The following is a 14,993-nucleotide window of genomic DNA, read 5'->3' as shown; positions in this document are numbered from 1 at the left end:
TCGGTAGAAGCTTTGTTAAAGTCTCTACCCAGCGCGCCGTTAGCTCAGCTGGAAGAGCAACTGGTTTACACCCAGTAGGTCGGCGGTTCGAGCCCGTCATGGCGCACCAGGTCAAAGGCCCTTTCCGAGGAATCGGGGAGGGCCTTTTTCGTTTTCGGGGGTATGTTTTGGCTTTCTGTTGGGCTGGCGCACCAAATTCGAGGTTTTCATTTGGAGGGATTGCGTTTCCCCAGGTCGGTGTTGTCCTGTGCTGGATTGTGGTGCACAGCTAACGTGCAGGAAGCCCTTTAGTTGCTCTCGCATTTCCGGGCTGGGTTAAAAGCGTGGGATTCAAGGAGCGCGACGCTGGTCGCTGAAAATCGACCCGGGCCGGGCGGGAAAGCGCGATCTGCATCGCGCCTTTCCAATCGAACGCTTTTCACATGGGTTTTAGGGGAAGTTCAGTCAGTTTCCAGCCCCATAGCCGCGTTGGACTTAGAAACTCCGCTGGGGTTGTTTTTGTTAGGCGTAGCTTGAAGCCATTCAAAGTCCACCAAGGTTTGTACTTCCTTTCGAGAATGGCCATAACATCTGCCTGTTGTGCTTGATTATGGATGCGTCGCCAGTGTCTGGCGGACAGTGGTTTGTCAGTCCACACTGGTTTATATGTGAGCGAAAGTGATTCTCCGAGACTGATCGCACAACCTACAACGATTTCTCCGCGTCCTTTACAACTCATTTCGCATATATGTCCTCGAAATCCATCTTTAGGAAAAATCAAATCAGTTCCTTTTTCAAGAGCAAATGTATCCCCAAAGACAACAGGACAAAATCCGTTGTTTCTTAGCAGCGCTGTTCCGTTATCAATTCGACGGAGCTCCAGCCGGGGGCGGGCAGTTCGCTCAATAAAACCGAGGGTAAAAGCCACTAGTAGGCCCGATATCAGGCCGGAGACTGTTCCGTTAGTAATTTCGTTTGCCCAGCCCATTGCGTTGACCTGTCCTTTCCATAATTGTGAACCTGGACGTAATAGCCCGGTTCATCCAACGCTTCTAGATGTTCTTGGCTATGTAATGAGTTCCATATTCTAAGGCTCAGCTATCTCAATTGCAGGAGGAGGACGGGAGGGGGCGAACTAAAGTCCGGGTCTGTTGGCAGCGGTGGCGTTTCCCCATGGCGTTGCTTGATCATGCCGGATTACGGTGCACAGCTAACGTTCAGGCCCTCCCGTTTTTTGTTCTGGCATCTTGGTGCCGGGTTAAAAGCGTGGGATTAATGGAGTGCGATGCTGGTCGCTGAAAATCGGCCAGGCTGGGCAGAAATGAGCGACCTGCATCGCACGCTTCTAACACCTCGACCGGAATGGAAACTGACTGGTAGCGCAGGAAAGTTCCCCGAAGATCGGTGAAACCGGGAGCGATCTTTGTGGACACCTGTCGCGACCTGGGAAGACGTGAGTGGTGGTCGACGGGAACCGGCCCAAAACGAAAAATAGTTCCCGGGCGTGGGAACTATTTCAGGTGGTGCGAGATCAGCGCACCAAATCCCGGTATTTCGGCTCGGAGGGCGTGTATTTTCCCAGGTCGCGGACTTTTCGCAAAGGAATGTGGTGCCCAGCGAACACCCAGCGAACACCTAGCGGGCGCAGAAACCCCTACAGCTCCGCCTCGATGGCGGTGAAGACGGCCTGCATGCTGGCCTGTGGCGTGCCGGGAACCACGTCGGCGAGGACGACGCCGATGCCCTGCGGGGACTGGAAGGTGACGGCTTCGGCGTCGAGGGGCATGAGGGCGCCGATGATGGCCAGCTCGGCATCGGCCACACCTAGGCGGCCAGCAGGACCAGCAGAACCGGCAGGAATATCGATGTCGGTGACGTCCCATTCGCCGACGCGCAGGCGGAGGGAGCCGGTTTCGATGTTGTCGGGGTCGGGGAAGACGGCGACTTCGCGCAGCTCGGCGCGCAGGGCTTTGGCGGCGAGGGCGATGTAGTCGAGGAGGTGGACGAAGACGTTGTCGGTTTGGGGGACGCTGTGGACGACGGAGTCGATGAGCGGGGCGTTGTGGGGTCCGCGCAGGCCGAGCAGCGTGGTCATCGGGGCTTCGCGGAAGGCGTCGAGGTCGTCGAGGATGGCGTCTTCGATGTCGGCGGGTTCGGCGGCGGCGTCGAGGTGGATGTTGGCGTCACCGAGCAGCGTGAGGCAGCGGGCGAGATGTTTGACGTCGCGTTGGGTCAGCTGGTGGGGCATTAGCGTTCTTCTTCCTTTTCGTATGATTTGGCCCAGGGGTTGCGCCGTTGGGTGCCGTAGCGGGACCGCGCCTGAGCGGGAGCAGCGGGAGCAGCGGGGGCGGAGGCGGGAGCAACAGGCTCGGCGGGTTCGGAGGGGGCGTCGAGAAGCTCGGCTTGTTCCTCTTTGAAGCGGCGGCGTTCGCGCGTTTCGGCCCAGATGAAGTAGATGAGGCCGGCGGGCGCCATGATGCCGAAGGCGATCCACTGCAGTCCGTAGGAGAGGTGGTTGCCGGTCTCGAGCATGGGCAGCGGGATGGCGGTGAGGACGCCGGGGGAGTCGCTCAGGAGTTGGACGTAGGGGCTGGCCAGGGCGGTGTCGGTGAGTTCGCCGACTTGACCTGGGCTGATGGAGTAGACCATGGTGTAGCCCTGGTCGTTGAGGGGTGCGGAGGGGTGTACGCCTTCGTCGACGCGCATCATGCCGGAGATGGTTTGTTCGCCGGTGGGTGGGGCGTCGATGTCGGGGACTTGGGTGGAGCCGATGGCGGGGACCCATCCGCGGTTGACGAGCACGCTTTGTCCGTTGTCCAGGCGGAATGGGGTCAGTACTTGGAAGGATGGGGTTCGGTCGATGGGGCGCAGGCGCAGCAGCACATCGCTGTCTTGGGCGTAGGTGCCAGTTGCGGTGACGCGGGTCCACTCGGCGCCGGGCGCGAGTTCGCCCTGCTTGTCGACGACCTCTCCGATCGGCACCGGGTCATGCTCGAAGGCGGTCTTGATGTGGTCGTTGCGCTCCACGAGCGCTTCGTTCTTGTTGAGCTGCCATGGCGCCAGCAGGGTGAACGCGAAGTAGGAGAACAACACGATCAGGATGGCGACGATGACCCATCCGGGGGTCAGAAACGTTTTCCACCATGGTTGTGCACCTGTTTCAGGTTGCATTGTTGCTCCCGCTTTCACAGATTCCGTACTTTCTCCGGCTAGTCTAGCTGCGCTTTGACCCAGCTGATAATACCTGGGGCGGCGGCTTCGATTTGTTCGCGTGTGGTTTGGAAGCCGTCGGCGCCGCCGTAGTAGGGGTCTTCGACGCCGGCGCCTTCGGGGGCGGCTGGGTCGAAGGAGCGCAGCAGGCGGATGCGGGATTCGGGGACGCCGCGGGCGATGAGTTCGGAGACGTGGTTGGTGTCGAGGGCGACGATGAGGTCGGCATCGATTTGGTTGGCGCCGAACTGTTGGGCGCGGTGGCGGGTGCCGTCGTAGCCGTGGTTGGCGAGTTCGGCGACGGCGCGCGGGTCGGCGGGGCCGCCGACGTGCCAGCCGCCGATGCCGGAGGAGGTGACGCGGACGTCGTTGGCGAGGCCGGCGTCGGCAAGTTTGGCGGCGATGATGACTTCCGCCATGGGCGAGCGGCAAATGTTGCCGGTGCACACGAAATCAATATGCATAGAGGATCTCCTTGAGCTCGGTTGCGGTTTGTGCGGTGTGGGTGGCCTGTGCCCACTCCTCGGCGTCGCCGTATCCCCAGGTCACGGCGACGGACGGGATGTCGAAGTGGGCGGCACCCGTGAAGTCGTGGGTGCGGTCGCCGACCATGATGGGGCGCTTTGCTGCGAAGGTGTTGTGGACGTACTCCAGCACCGCGATCTTGGTGCTGCGGCCGCGCTCGTGGTCGGCGGCGCCGAGGAAGTCCAGGTGCGGCCAGATGCCCGCGCGCTTCAGCGCGAGTTCGGCGAAGGTTTCGCTTTTGGACGTCGCCGTACCGACACGGAACCCATCCCGGTCAAGCTGGGCGATGAGTTCGGCCATGCCGTCGAAGACGGTGAACTGCTGCCACCCGTCGGTGCTCATGAAGTCGGAGTAGACCTGCATCGCGGCGTCGACTTGCGCGGGCGTGCACCCGGCCTTCTCGCAGGACTCGCGCATGGGCGGCCCCGGGATCTTCGCGATGAACGCTTCGTCGGGCGGGGCGACGTCGATGGCGGCGAGCCCCCGCAGGAAGCCTTCGCGGATTCCTGGGAAGGAGTCGAGGATGGTGCCGTCGACGTCAAAGAGCACGGTCGGGCGGTTTGTTTGGAGTGTCACGCCCACCAGCATTCCAGGTTTGTAGGCTAGTTGCCATGACGACGAAGACTGTAGGAGATATTGTCGCGGCACTCGAGGCCGCCTACCCGCCCGAACTCGCCGAAAGCTGGGACCAGGTCGGCCTGATTTGCGGCGACCCGGACGAGCCCGTGCACAAGGTGGCGTTTGCCCTGGACTGCACGATGAGCGTGGTGGAGCGCGCGCTGGAGGAAGGCGCGGACATGCTGGTGGTTCACCACCCGCTACTGCTGCGCGGGGTGCACTCTGTTGCGGCGAATACGCCGAAGGGCAAGGTCGTGCACACGCTGATCCGCGGCGGCTGCGCGTTGTTCGCGGCGCATACGAACGCGGACTCGGCGCGCCCGGGGGTCAATGACAAGTTGGCGGAGCTGGTCGGGATTCGGCCCGGCAGGCCGATTCGCCCGGTGGGGGATGTGGACGTCGATACGCCGGGGGCGCTCGAGCGAGCCACCGGCCTTGGGCGAGTGGGCACCCTGCCTGAGCCGATGACCCTGCGCGAGTTCACCCAGCGCGTGGCCGACGCCCTGCCTGAGACCGTGTGGGGCGTGCGCGCCGCAGGCGACCCGGAGCAGATGGTGCGCACCGTCGCCGTCTCCTCCGGCTCGGGCGACAGCTTCCTTGACGATGCGAGGGCGCTCGGCGTCGATGTCTATGTCACCTCGGACCTGCGCCCCCCCCCAGTCGACGAGCCCCTGCGCGCTGGTGGGCCCGCCGTGATCGATACTGCGCACTGGGCGAGTGAATTTCCGTGGACGCAGCAGGCAGAGGGTATCGTGAACCCGCTAGGCGTGGAAACGTGCATCATCCCGGTGCGCACGGACCCGTGGACCGTTTCCGCCCACCCGAATCAAGCCAAGTAAAGGAGCAGTGCTTCCCCGTGAAACTTGCCGTAGAACTCCAGCAGGTACTACTGAATCTTGCCAAGGCTGACCGCCAGGCCGCCCACCCCGAGGCCACGAGCGAGGAGGAAAAGGAGCTGCAGCGCCTCACCGCGGAGCTCGAGCGCATGCGCGGTGCGGCGTCTGCGGCGCAGCTCGCCGTCGACGACATGGAGCTGGAGATCTTGCGCATCCAGGAAGACGAGCGCAAGCTCAAGCGCCGCGACCTGGACAACAAGCGCATGCTCGGCGCGGAGACAGACGAGGAGCGCCGCAAGGACCTGCAACACGATCGTTACACCACGAAGTCGCGCATCGCGGATTTGCAGTATGAGCTGAAGGAGGCCCACAACGAGATCGCGGCGCTGCGCAACAACCGCGACAACCATGGGGCTCGCCTGGACGGGCTCGAGCGCAAGGTCGAGGCCGCGCAGCGCGCCGTGGACGCTCTCCCGGCACGCGAGCGCATGGACACCGAAGCACTGCGCAGCCAGCTGCCCGCGGACGTCCTCGAGGCCTACGACGAAATCGGCGCCGCCGCGTTCAACGGCCGCACCTGCAACGGCTGCTTCATCGCCCTGCCCGCCACCGAGCGCAACCAGGTCAACGCCACCCCGGCCGACGAGGTCCCAATGTGCCCGAACTGCGGCACACTGCTCGTGCGCACCCAGGTACAGGAGTAGGCGCATGAAGGTAGCCATGTTTTGCGACGGCGGCTCCCGTGGCAACCCCGGCGTCGCCGGAAGCGGTGCCGTCGTCTACGGCCCGGACGGGGAGACGCTGGCGGAAGTTGTCTACGCGGTGGGCAAGAAGTCCACGAACAATGTCGCGGAGTACCACGGGCTCATCGAGGGGCTGAAGGCCGCCATCGACGCGGGCGCCGACGAAGTCGCGGTGTCCATGGACTCCAAGCTCGTGGTCGAGCAGATGAACGGGCGCTGGAAGATCAAGCACCCCGACATGCAGCAGCTCGCACTGGAGGCGAAACAGCTTGCGCGCACGTGCACAAAGGTGACGTACACGTGGGTGCCGCGCGCCAAGAACAAGAAGGCCGACGAGCTGTCCAACGTAGCCATGGACGCCGCCGCGAAGGGCAAAAAGGGCCTCATTGCGCACGAGGCGCCTGCGCAAGCACCGAAGCAGGTTGCCCCGGCGGCACCAAAAGAGGCACAGCCCCACGAGACCGCCAGCCCCGGCCACTGGTCCGGCACCGACGCCCCACGCACCCGCTTCGTGCTGCTGCGCCACGGCCAAACCGAACACTCCGCCCGCCGCGTCTACAGCGGGCAGGCCAACCCGCCGCTGACCGAAATCGGGCAGGCGCAGGCGCGCCGGGCCGCGGCCGCGCTCGCCGAGATGGGGCACATCGACGTGATCGTTGCCTCACCGCAGGCGCGTGCCCAGCAAACCGCGCAGGCCTGTGCGGACGCACTCGGGATTGCGCACGAGGACATCGTCACCGAGGAGGGCTTCCGCGAGGTGGACTTCGGCGACTTCGAGGCGCTCAGCAGGCAGGACGCGCAGCAGCGCTACCCCGAGGAGTTCGAGGCGTGGCAGGCCTCCGCCGCCACCGCGCCGCCGAACGGGGAGTCGCTGGCATCGCTGCATCGCCGCGTCACGCGTGCCCGGCTGCGCGTCCAGGAACGCTACGAAGGCAAAACCATCCTCTTGGTGGCGCACACCACGCCGATCAAGTCGGTGATCCGCCAGGGGCTGAACGTGAGCGCTGAAGTGTTCAAGCACCTGTTTCTGGACTTGGCGTCGATTTCTGTGGTGGAGTTCTACGGGGAGATGGGCGTGGTGCGCTGCGTCAACGACGTCGCCCACCACCGAAAATAAAGCGCACCGGCCGCTGTGTTGTAGAGTGGCACAGTGCGAATGAGCCGGCCGGGCGACCGCGTCGCCCCGAACCGCCACACGCGTTGTGGCTGGCGGGGACCGAGGAAAGTCCGGACTCCACAGGGCACGGTGGTTGCTAACAGCAACCCGGAGCGATCCGCGGGCAAGTGCAACAGAAAGTACACCGCCAACCCAGGCAACTGGGTGGGTAAGGGTGAAAGGGTGCGGTAAGAGCGCACCGGCATGCACAGTGATGTGCGTGGCCAGGTAAACCCCACCGGGAGCAAGGCAAGAACCACAGCCGCAAGGCTGGGGTCGTCGGACGTGATGAGGCTGCCCGCCCAGTCCGAAGGTAGCTGCTTGATGCGCCCAGCAATGGGACGCACAGATGGATGGTTGCCGCCCGCGCCTACGGGCGCGGGTACAGAATCCGGCTTATAGGCTGGCTCATTCGCCTTACACTTCGATCCTGCCAACCTCACCCGTCGTGATCGGGATGACCAGCAGGTTCTCCTTCATTCGGGAGGCAAAGTTTTCGGCTTTCGACGTCGGCACCAGCGCCAGCACCGACTGGGAGACCCCAGGTGCGGCTGGCCTTGCGACGCTCGCTCCGCACTCGCACGCGAGCTGGCTCAGCAGCGCCGGGGTTGCCAGGGCCTCATCGGCGGCGTCACCCGCGTGGGGGCTTAGCGCGTTGACCAGCGCATCGATCTGCTGCGAGCGCAACGCCTGCGCCACACCCAGTGCGCGTGCCGTTTCGTCCTCACAGCGCTGCAGCACTGCGCGTGCGCGCCGCGGATCCGGTGCGGAACTATCGCCAACGGTGTGGCGGGCCTCCACCCACTGGACCACGCGCGCGGTCGCGTCCGGTAGTTGGCGCAGCGAGGCCACGCCGAAGTTTGCAGCTGCCGTCTCGATGAACTCCTGGCGTCGCCGCATCGACTCCGCGAACGCGTCCGGCTGCGCAGCCTGCTCCTTGGCCACCACGAACATTCGCAGGCCAAGGCGCTCCGGGTGGGTGATCTGCGTGACCGAGCCGTCTGCCTGCTCCACAAGGTTCAGCGTGGTGCCGTGGCCGCGAAGCGCCGCGGTGTAGCGCGCCTTCAGTGGGCTGGACGTGGCGTACGCGGTGGCGGACTGTGCGCAGACCTCCGCAAGCTTCGTGCGCAGGGGAGGGGCGTCGATATCGTCGTGGGCGCCGGCGCATGCCAACGTGATGGCGGCTTCTGCCGCGGCAATCTCGCCGAGGCCAACTCCGTGCGGGACGTGGGAGACCACCGAGATGTCCATTCCCGTGGTCTCGCGGGAAAGCACCTGGCGGTGGATCAGCGTATGGATCAGCCCGGTAATCCGGTGCGCGAGCTGCGCTTCCTCGGTGCCCGCGGTGGGCGCGTTGAGCGCCGCCAGGGTGGTGGTCGCGGCGAGGACCTGGCCGTCGGCACGCGTGAACTGGAGCGAAATGACATCGTCCGACCTGCGGCTCACCGCGGCACACACCCGCTGTGGGCCAAGCCCGATGATGCTCGCTCCGCCATAACTATCGACGCCATCACCAGCCACCACCACCGTTGCCGGTGCGGACGCCACGTGGTCGGGGGCGCAGCCAGCGTGGTGGGCATGCGCAGCACGCATCTCCTGTTGGACATTCATAGGGCACAACCATACCCGTGGCGCTAAGGTGGGCGCCATGAACGGAAACTTCTACTACAACCCGACCACCGGCGAGATCACCGAGGGCAAAGAACAGTCCTGGGAAAACCGCATGGGCCCCTACAAGACGCGCGAGGAAGCCGAGGATGCGCTGCGCATCGCGGCCGCGCGTAACCAGCAGGCGGACGCGGAAGAGGCCGCCGAGGACAACTGGGGCACCCCACCTTCCTGGGAGAAGTAGCCCCTACTACACGAACAGGGCTTACAGGGCTTTCTGTGCTGCCTTCTTTACTTCGCGGATTGCGCCGAAGTAGCCGCGCAGTGCCTTTTCACCGTCGCGGAGTTCGCGTTGGAAGCACATGCCGTAGGCGAACACGTCCTCGTCGCGCTGGCGCGCCAGCTTCGCAAGCACCAGCAGCTCCTCGCGCGAGGTCGCGCAGTCCTGGAAATCACCCAGCATCGATTGCAGGCGCTTGCAGGCCTTGATGAGGCGCTTGAACTTCGGGTCGCCGGTGGCGGCCGCGGCGTAGCGCAGCCGCTTGGCGGCCTTGCGCACGTCGTGCACGTAGGCCTCGCGCTTCGCGCGCGGCAATGACGTGTCGTGGTAGCGGTCGTCGACCTTGGCGTGGCGCTTCATCAGCTTCTTATATGCCTTGCGCACGTGGCGGGCCAGGGCTTCGTCGTTGTCCTTGATGCCCTCGCGCACCTGGGGAGGATTCGCGATGAGTTCATCGATGGCGTCGAGAAGGTTGAGGTAGGCGTCGCTGTTGCACATGTTGACGATGTTGCGGTGCGCGAGCTTGTACACGCTGTGCATATCCTCGCGCAGGTGGGCTGCGGCAGCATCATCCATGCAGCCGGAGTCGTCAGTGTCGAGCAGCTGTAACCACCGGGCGTGCACCACCTCAGCGTCTCTCGCCACCCCGAGCACGCCCGCGACGTGCTTGAGTTCCTTCTCGATCTTCGAAAACGCATCGCCCTGCACGAGCCCGTCGAAGGTGCGCAGGATGGAGCGCAGCTCCCGGATTGCCACTCGCTGCTGGTGCACCGAGTCCCACTGGTCGGCGCGTACGGCGCGGTCGCCGTGGACGATGGTGTCGCGAAGCGTGCGTACGGAAGTTAACAGAGAATGTAGCGGGGAATCCGCAGGCAGGTGCGCCTCGGTGAGGTGCGGAGGCAGCGGAGCTTTCGCCAACGAGTCCCCGAGTGCGGACGTCAGCTTCGACGGCGAGGAGGACGGGCGAGCGCCGGAGGAGAGCAGGTAGCGCTCCGCCTGGCGCAGCAGGGACGCACCTGCGTTGGTACCCGCGACCTGCTCCGTGAGTTCGAGTTCCCACTCGCGCCAAGTGGTGTGCGAACCCCCTGGTAGCAGGGAGCGGGCGGAGACGTGGTCGTCGCAAAACTCGGCGACGGGCTGGCCTTCCTCGTCGGCGAGGATGGTTTCCACGCGGTGGTTGTCCACCTGGGCAATGGGCTGCAGCGGGTGGCGGCGAACGATGGCGCGGACGGCGTCGACAAGCTCCTGCGGGACCGTGTGCGGGTCCTGCAGTGGGCAGCGTAGCTCGGTGCGGCCTTGACCTGCTGGAATCTTCATGTGCCAGCCGTCGTCCGGGCCTCCCGTGCGGCGGCGCAGCGTGATCTTCTCGCGCGTCAGGCGCAGGTCAGCCGTGTCATAGTAGATTGCGGAGAGCTGCTGGTGGCTCGTGCTCGCGAGCGCGGACACCCCCGGCAGCTGCCGCATGTCGGGGACGGCGGTGGAGTCGTCGACAGCTAACTTGATCTCAATTTCTACGTACTCATGTGGTGCAGCCACGGCGAAGCCCTACTTTCAACACGAAGCATGTGCGGTCACCGCAAAGTCTAACGCGTTCGCCCACTTTCGCGGCGGCACGAGCGCAGGCGCAGTAGGGTACAACACTATGGACACGCAACAGGAAAACGTACTTCGCATGGTTGAACAGCGAGACATCGCGTTCATCCGCCTGTGGTTCACTGACATTTTCGGATCCCTGAAAACCGTCATGATGAGCCCCGCCGAACTTGAGGCCGCCTTCGACGAGGGCGTGGGCTTCGACGGCTCCTCCATCGAGGGCTTCTCCCGCATCTCCGAGTCCGACACCTTGTTGCGCCCGGACCCCTCCACCTTCCAGCCGCTGCCGTTCGACGAAGGCACCGGCCTGCAGACCGCCCGCATGTTCTGCGACATCACCATGCCGGACGGCGACCCGCTCTACGCCGACCCGCGCCAGGTACTGCGCCGCCAGATGACGCACGCGCGTGAGCTCGGCTTCGAGTTCAACGCCAGCCCCGAGATCGAGTACTACGTGCTCAAGCAGAACATGCCTGGGGAGGACCCGGTGCCGGCGGACAAGGGCGGCTACTTCGACCAGGCGAAGCGCAACGAGGCGCCGAAGTTGCGCCGCCAGGCGATCGCCGCGTTGGAGTACATGGGCATTGTCACTGAGTTTTCCCACCACGAGGCCAGCGCCGGCCAGCAGGAGATCGACCTGCGGCACACCGACGCGCTGACCATGGCCGATAACGTGGTCACCTTCCGCTACATCGTGAAGACTGTCGCGGAAGCCAATGGCGTGCACGCCACGTTCATGCCGAAGCCGTTCGCGGACATGGATGGTTCCGCGATGCACACCCACTTCTCGCTGTGGGAGGGGGAGACCAACGCCTTCCACGACCCGGACGATGAGATTTCGCTGTCTAAGACGGGCCGCCAGTTCATCGCGGGCATCATCGAGCACGCCAACGAGATCTCCGCGGTGACGAACCAGTGGGTCAACTCGTATAAGCGCCTCCAGTTCGGCTCCGAGGCGCCGACCGCGGCGACGTGGGGCGTTTCCAACCGCTCCGCGATGGTGCGCGTGCCCACCTACCGCCTGCACAAGGCGGACTCGCGCCGCATCGAGGTCCGCTCGTTGGACTCCGCCTGCAACCCTTACCTTGCGTACGCGGCGGTGCTGGCAGCGGGCTTGCGCGGCATCGAGGGCGAGTATGAGCTCGACGAGCCAAGCCGCGACGACGTATTCGCGCTGACTCGCCGGGAGCGCCGCGCGATGGGGTACCGCGACCTGCCGAACTCGCTCGACCAGGCGCTGCGCCACCTGGAGCGCTCCGAGTTTATGGCGGAAGTGCTCGGGGAGCAGGTCTTCGAGTTCTTCCTGCGTTCGAAGTGGGACGAGTACCACGCCTACACCTCCCAGATCACCCCGTGGGAGATCGAAAGCGGCATCGACCTTTAAGGAAACACCATGTCTGCAGATGCACCCTTGCCGAACCCTGCGAAGCTCGGGCTGACCAGCCCCCGCGCCGCCGAGGACTTAACCACACTCGGCATCACGGATGCGAAGGTGCTCGCAGCGCTTGCCGACGCCGGCGATCCAGACCTGGCGCTCAACACGCTCTACCGTCTCTTCAGCGCGCTTGACGACGCCCCATCCTGGCAGGACGTGCAGTCCCACCTGGCGGCCGACGGCCAGTTCCGCACCCGGCTGTTCGCGCTGCTCGGCGGCTCCACGGCGCTGTCCGACCACCTGGTGGCGCACCCGCAGCGCTGGTGCAGCCTGCTCGAGCCGCTCCCAGGCAGCGAGGAGCTCTTCCGCACGATGCTCGCGGCCGTCGATGCCGCACCCGCGGGCCTCGAGGGCGACACAGCAAGCGAGGACCTGACCACCCCCGGCACCTACCGGGCGGGGCAGGAGTGGTCGCGTCACGCCAGCGCCACCACACCGCTTCGCGAGCACTACCTCACCCTCATGATGCGCATCGCCGCCTCCGACCTCGCAGGTGAGGTGGGGTACCGCGACGTCACCGAGTACGTCACAACGCTCGCCGACGCCGCTCTGACCGCAGCGCTGGCCGTCGCCATCCGCGAAACCTACGGCGACGACGACCCCGACTCCCGCCTCGCGATCATGGCGATGGGCAAGTGCGGCGCCCGCGAGCTGAACTACATCTCTGACGTCGACGTCATCTTCGTCGCCGAACCAGCCACAGCCCCGGCAACCAAGACCGCCAGCACCGTGATGCAGCTTGGCACCGCGTGCTTCTTCGAGGTCGACGCCAACCTCCGCCCCGAGGGCAAGTCCGGCGCGCTCGTGCGCACCGTCGACAGCCACCTGGCCTACTACAAACGGTGGGCGCAGACCTGGGAGTTCCAGGCGCTGCTCAAGGCGCGCCCGATGACAGGCAGCGCCGAGCTGGGGCAGCGCTACATCGCGGCGTTGCGCCCGCTGGTCTGGGAGGCGTCGCAACGCACAAGCTTCGTCGAGGACGTCCAGGCGATGCGCAGGCGCGTGCTCGAGCACGTGCCGAAAGACCTGCGCGAGCGCGAACTCAAGCTGGGCAGCGGCGGGCTTCGCGACGTCGAATTCGCCGTCCAGCTGCTCCAACTCGTGCACGGGCGCATCGACCCAAGCATTCGGGTGAAGAACACCGTCGACGCGCTCCAGGTGCTTACCGACGGCGGCTACATCGGCCGCGAGGACGGCGCCAAGCTGATCGACGCCTACGAGTTCCTCCGCCTGCTCGAGCACCGACTGCAGCTCACCCGCTTCAAGCGCACCCACCAGCTGCCCAAACCCGACGACGCGAAAGCGCTGCGGTGGCTCGCGCGCACCTCAGGCTTCCGCACCGGCCCACGCGCGACCGCGACCGAGGCGCTGCGCACCCGCCTCAAGCAGGTCCGGTTCACCGTGGCCAACCTGCACGAACGCATTTTCTACCGTCCGCTGCTTAGCGCGGTGGTGAACCTGAGCTACGGCGAGGCTACCTTGAGCGCCGACGCCGTCAAGGCCCAGCTCGCCGCACTCGGCTACCGCCACCCGGCGCGCGCCCACGACCACCTCACCGCGCTGGTGAAGGGCACCTCGCGCCGGGCGAAGCTGCAGGCGATCCTGCTGCCGTCGCTCATGCACTGGCTGGGTGGCACCGCGGACCCGGACGCGGGGCTGTTGAACTACCGCAAGCTTTCGGAGGCGGCGGAGGATAAGAGCTGGTTTTTGCGCATGCTGCGCGACGAGGGCGTGGTCAGCCAGCGCCTCATGCAGATCCTGGGCACCAGCCCGTACGCCTCCGAACTGATCATCGCGGCCCCTGAGGTGGTCAAACTCTTTGGCGACGGCTCCTCGGGTCCGCGCCTCATCGAGGCGGCGCCCGACCAAGTGGAGAAGGCGATCGTCGCAGCCGCCGGGCGCTACGAGGACCCGGACCGCGCGGTGTCGGTGGCGCGTTCGCTGCGTCGGGCGGAGCTCGCGCGCATCGCCGCTGCCGACCTGCTCGGCTTCATGGAGGTGCGCCAGGTCTGCGAGGAGCTCACCTACGTGTGGGACGCCGTTCTGCGCGCCGCGCTCGCCGCAGAGATGCGCGCCCAGCACCAGGACCCCGAGCGCCCAACGCCGGCGCGCATCGCTGTGATCGGGATGGGCAGACTCGGCGGGGCGGAGCTCGGCTATGGCTCGGACGCGGACGTGATGGTGGTTGCCGCAGCCAACGAGGGCTACAACGACCACGAAGCAACCGTGTGGGCCGCCAAGGTCATTGAGGCGATGCGCGCGCGCCTGGCCAAGCCGAGCGCCGACCCACCCCTCGAGGTCGACCTCGGACTGCGCCCCGAGGGGCGCTCTGGCGCGGTGGTGCGCACGGTGGAGTCCTACGAGCGTTACTACACCGAGTGGGGCGAGGTGTGGGAGCGCCAGGCGCTGCTGCGCGCCGTCACCATCGCCGGTGACCGGGACCTCGGCGCGGACTTCCTCCGCGTCATCGACCCAGTGCGCTACCCGCCGGGGGGTGCCAGCCAGCGCGACATCAGGGAGGTCCGCCGCATCAAGGCGCGCGTGGATAACGAGCGCCTGCCGCGCGGGGCGGACCGCGCCACCCACACCAAGCTGGGCCGCGGGGCGCTCGCCGACGTCGAGTGGACCGTGCAGCTGCTCACCATGATGCACGCGCACACCCACCCGGCCTTGCACACCACCTCCACGCTGGAGGCCCTCGACTACCTCGCCGACCCAAACGACGACCGACCGCAAGTGATTGAACCGCAGCAGGCCCGCCAACTGCGCGAGGCCTGGCTGATGGCCACCAGGGCCCGCAACGCCATCGTGCTCGTCACCGGCAAGCGCACCGACCAGCTGCCCGCGCCGGGCACACAGCTCGGCCCCGTCGCAGGCTCCGCGGGCTACAGCCCGGAGCACCAACAGCAGTTCCTGGAGGACTACCGGCGCACCACCCGCCGCGCATATCGCGTGGTGGAGGAGGTGTTCTGGGGCGAGGCGCCGTCGCACGAGTTCGAATAACTTATGC

At 65.7% G+C, this 14,993-nt stretch carries 13 protein-coding genes, 1 tRNA gene and 1 other RNA gene; 8 read left to right on the top strand and 7 right to left on the bottom strand.

Annotated elements, in window-relative coordinates; all coding sequences use genetic code 11:
• Window positions 1-33: 33 nt before the first annotated feature.
• Window positions 34-109: transfer RNA gene (locus HMPREF3170_RS03845), tRNA-Val, on the top strand.
• 309 nt (window positions 110-418) lie between these two features.
• Here the strand turns inward: HMPREF3170_RS03845 and HMPREF3170_RS11525 are convergent.
• From HMPREF3170_RS11525 to HMPREF3170_RS03825, 5 genes are all read right to left on the bottom strand, one after another.
• Entirely contained in the window at window positions 419-967 is a 549-nt protein-coding gene (locus HMPREF3170_RS11525; RefSeq protein WP_141742189.1) for a hypothetical protein, read from the bottom strand.
• A gap of 666 nt (window positions 968-1,633) precedes the next feature.
• Window positions 1,634-2,227: a hypothetical protein gene (locus tag HMPREF3170_RS03840; RefSeq protein ID WP_070477943.1), complete on the bottom strand. Its 594-nt coding sequence runs from the start codon at window positions 2,225-2,227 to the stop codon at window positions 1,634-1,636.
• A complete protein-coding gene (locus tag HMPREF3170_RS03835) occupies window positions 2,227-3,150 on the bottom strand; it encodes an SURF1 family cytochrome oxidase biogenesis protein (protein WP_070477941.1) in 924 nt (307 codons plus the stop codon). The genes HMPREF3170_RS03840 and HMPREF3170_RS03835 overlap by 1 nt, the downstream gene beginning before the upstream one ends.
• Before the next feature lie 38 nt (window positions 3,151-3,188).
• Window positions 3,189-3,653 carry a low molecular weight protein-tyrosine-phosphatase gene (locus HMPREF3170_RS03830; protein ID WP_070477939.1) on the bottom strand — a complete coding sequence of 155 codons (465 nt, stop codon included), beginning with the start codon at window positions 3,651-3,653 and terminating at the stop codon, window positions 3,189-3,191.
• Window positions 3,643-4,290: an HAD hydrolase-like protein gene (locus HMPREF3170_RS03825; protein ID WP_246814906.1), complete on the bottom strand. Its 648-nt coding sequence runs from the start codon at window positions 4,288-4,290 to the stop codon at window positions 3,643-3,645. Before HMPREF3170_RS03825 ends, HMPREF3170_RS03830 begins: the two co-directional genes overlap by 11 nt.
• A gap of 35 nt (window positions 4,291-4,325) precedes the next feature.
• Between HMPREF3170_RS03825 and HMPREF3170_RS03820 the strand changes: the two genes are divergently transcribed.
• The 4 genes from HMPREF3170_RS03820 (at window position 4,326) to rnpB (ending at window position 7,482) form a co-directional block, all read left to right on the top strand.
• Window positions 4,326-5,171, top strand: a complete 846-nt coding sequence (locus HMPREF3170_RS03820) for a Nif3-like dinuclear metal center hexameric protein (RefSeq protein WP_070477936.1) — start codon at window positions 4,326-4,328, stop codon at window positions 5,169-5,171.
• A gap of 17 nt (window positions 5,172-5,188) precedes the next feature.
• Window positions 5,189-5,872: a zinc ribbon domain-containing protein gene (locus tag HMPREF3170_RS03815; RefSeq protein ID WP_070477934.1), complete on the top strand. Its 684-nt coding sequence runs from the start codon at window positions 5,189-5,191 to the stop codon at window positions 5,870-5,872.
• 4 nt (window positions 5,873-5,876) lie between these two features.
• Entirely contained in the window at window positions 5,877-7,028 is a 1,152-nt protein-coding gene (locus HMPREF3170_RS03810) for a bifunctional RNase H/acid phosphatase (RefSeq protein WP_070477932.1), read from the top strand.
• 40 nt (window positions 7,029-7,068) lie between these two features.
• Window positions 7,069-7,482, top strand: an RNA gene (gene rnpB, locus HMPREF3170_RS03805) — RNase P RNA component class A.
• 2 nt (window positions 7,483-7,484) lie between these two features.
• Here rnpB and HMPREF3170_RS03800 read toward each other — a convergent pair.
• Complete coding sequence (locus HMPREF3170_RS03800; RefSeq protein WP_070477929.1) at window positions 7,485-8,678, bottom strand: hypothetical protein; 1,194 nt, start codon at window positions 8,676-8,678, stop codon at window positions 7,485-7,487.
• Between the two features lie 37 nt (window positions 8,679-8,715).
• Between HMPREF3170_RS03800 and HMPREF3170_RS03795 the strand changes: the two genes are divergently transcribed.
• Window positions 8,716-8,919, top strand: a complete 204-nt coding sequence (locus HMPREF3170_RS03795; RefSeq protein ID WP_070362162.1) for a hypothetical protein — start codon at window positions 8,716-8,718, stop codon at window positions 8,917-8,919.
• Window positions 8,920-8,940: 21 nt separating this feature from the next.
• On the opposite strand, the gene HMPREF3170_RS03790 is transcribed toward HMPREF3170_RS03795, so the two are convergent.
• The gene (locus HMPREF3170_RS03790; RefSeq protein ID WP_070477928.1) at window positions 8,941-10,491 is read right to left on the bottom strand and encodes a CYTH and CHAD domain-containing protein; all 1,551 of its coding nucleotides are present in this window, start codon (window positions 10,489-10,491) and stop codon (window positions 8,941-8,943) included.
• Window positions 10,492-10,597: 106 nt separating this feature from the next.
• On the opposite strand from HMPREF3170_RS03790, the gene glnA reads away from it, so the two are divergent.
• Window positions 10,598-11,932 carry a type I glutamate--ammonia ligase gene (gene glnA / locus HMPREF3170_RS03785; RefSeq protein ID WP_070363460.1) on the top strand — a complete coding sequence of 445 codons (1,335 nt, stop codon included), beginning with the start codon at window positions 10,598-10,600 and terminating at the stop codon, window positions 11,930-11,932.
• Window positions 11,933-11,941: 9 nt separating this feature from the next.
• Complete coding sequence (locus HMPREF3170_RS03780) at window positions 11,942-14,986, top strand: bifunctional [glutamine synthetase] adenylyltransferase/[glutamine synthetase]-adenylyl-L-tyrosine phosphorylase (RefSeq protein ID WP_070477927.1); 3,045 nt, start codon at window positions 11,942-11,944, stop codon at window positions 14,984-14,986.
• Window positions 14,987-14,993 lie beyond the last annotated feature (7 nt).

It is taken from the genome of Corynebacterium sp. HMSC08D02, from assembly GCF_001807505.1.
Classification (GTDB): Bacteria; Actinomycetota; Actinomycetes; order Mycobacteriales; family Mycobacteriaceae; genus Corynebacterium; species Corynebacterium pseudogenitalium.
This window is presented reverse-complemented; position numbering and strand designations above follow the sequence as displayed.

What these genes read in the sequence shown, in the direction of transcription:
- HMPREF3170_RS11525 (WP_141742189.1), bottom strand. Translation starts at nt 967, where the DNA reads ATGGGCTGGGCAAACGAAATTACTAACGGAACAGTCTCCGGCCTGATA.
- HMPREF3170_RS03840 (WP_070477943.1), bottom strand. Translation starts at nt 2,227, where the DNA reads ATGCCCCACCAGCTGACCCAACGCGACGTCAAACATCTCGCCCGCTGC.
- HMPREF3170_RS03835 (WP_070477941.1), bottom strand. Translation starts at nt 3,150, where the DNA reads ATGCAACCTGAAACAGGTGCACAACCATGGTGGAAAACGTTTCTGACC.
- HMPREF3170_RS03830 (WP_070477939.1), bottom strand. Translation starts at nt 3,653, where the DNA reads ATGCATATTGATTTCGTGTGCACCGGCAACATTTGCCGCTCGCCCATG.
- HMPREF3170_RS03820 (WP_070477936.1), top strand. Translation starts at nt 4,326, where the DNA reads ATGACGACGAAGACTGTAGGAGATATTGTCGCGGCACTCGAGGCCGCC.
- HMPREF3170_RS03810 (WP_070477932.1), top strand. Translation starts at nt 5,877, where the DNA reads ATGAAGGTAGCCATGTTTTGCGACGGCGGCTCCCGTGGCAACCCCGGC.
- HMPREF3170_RS03800 (WP_070477929.1), bottom strand. Translation starts at nt 8,678, where the DNA reads ATGAATGTCCAACAGGAGATGCGTGCTGCGCATGCCCACCACGCTGGC.
- HMPREF3170_RS03795 (WP_070362162.1), top strand. Translation starts at nt 8,716, where the DNA reads ATGAACGGAAACTTCTACTACAACCCGACCACCGGCGAGATCACCGAG.
- glnA (WP_070363460.1), top strand. Translation starts at nt 10,598, where the DNA reads ATGGACACGCAACAGGAAAACGTACTTCGCATGGTTGAACAGCGAGAC.
- HMPREF3170_RS03780 (WP_070477927.1), top strand. Translation starts at nt 11,942, where the DNA reads ATGTCTGCAGATGCACCCTTGCCGAACCCTGCGAAGCTCGGGCTGACC.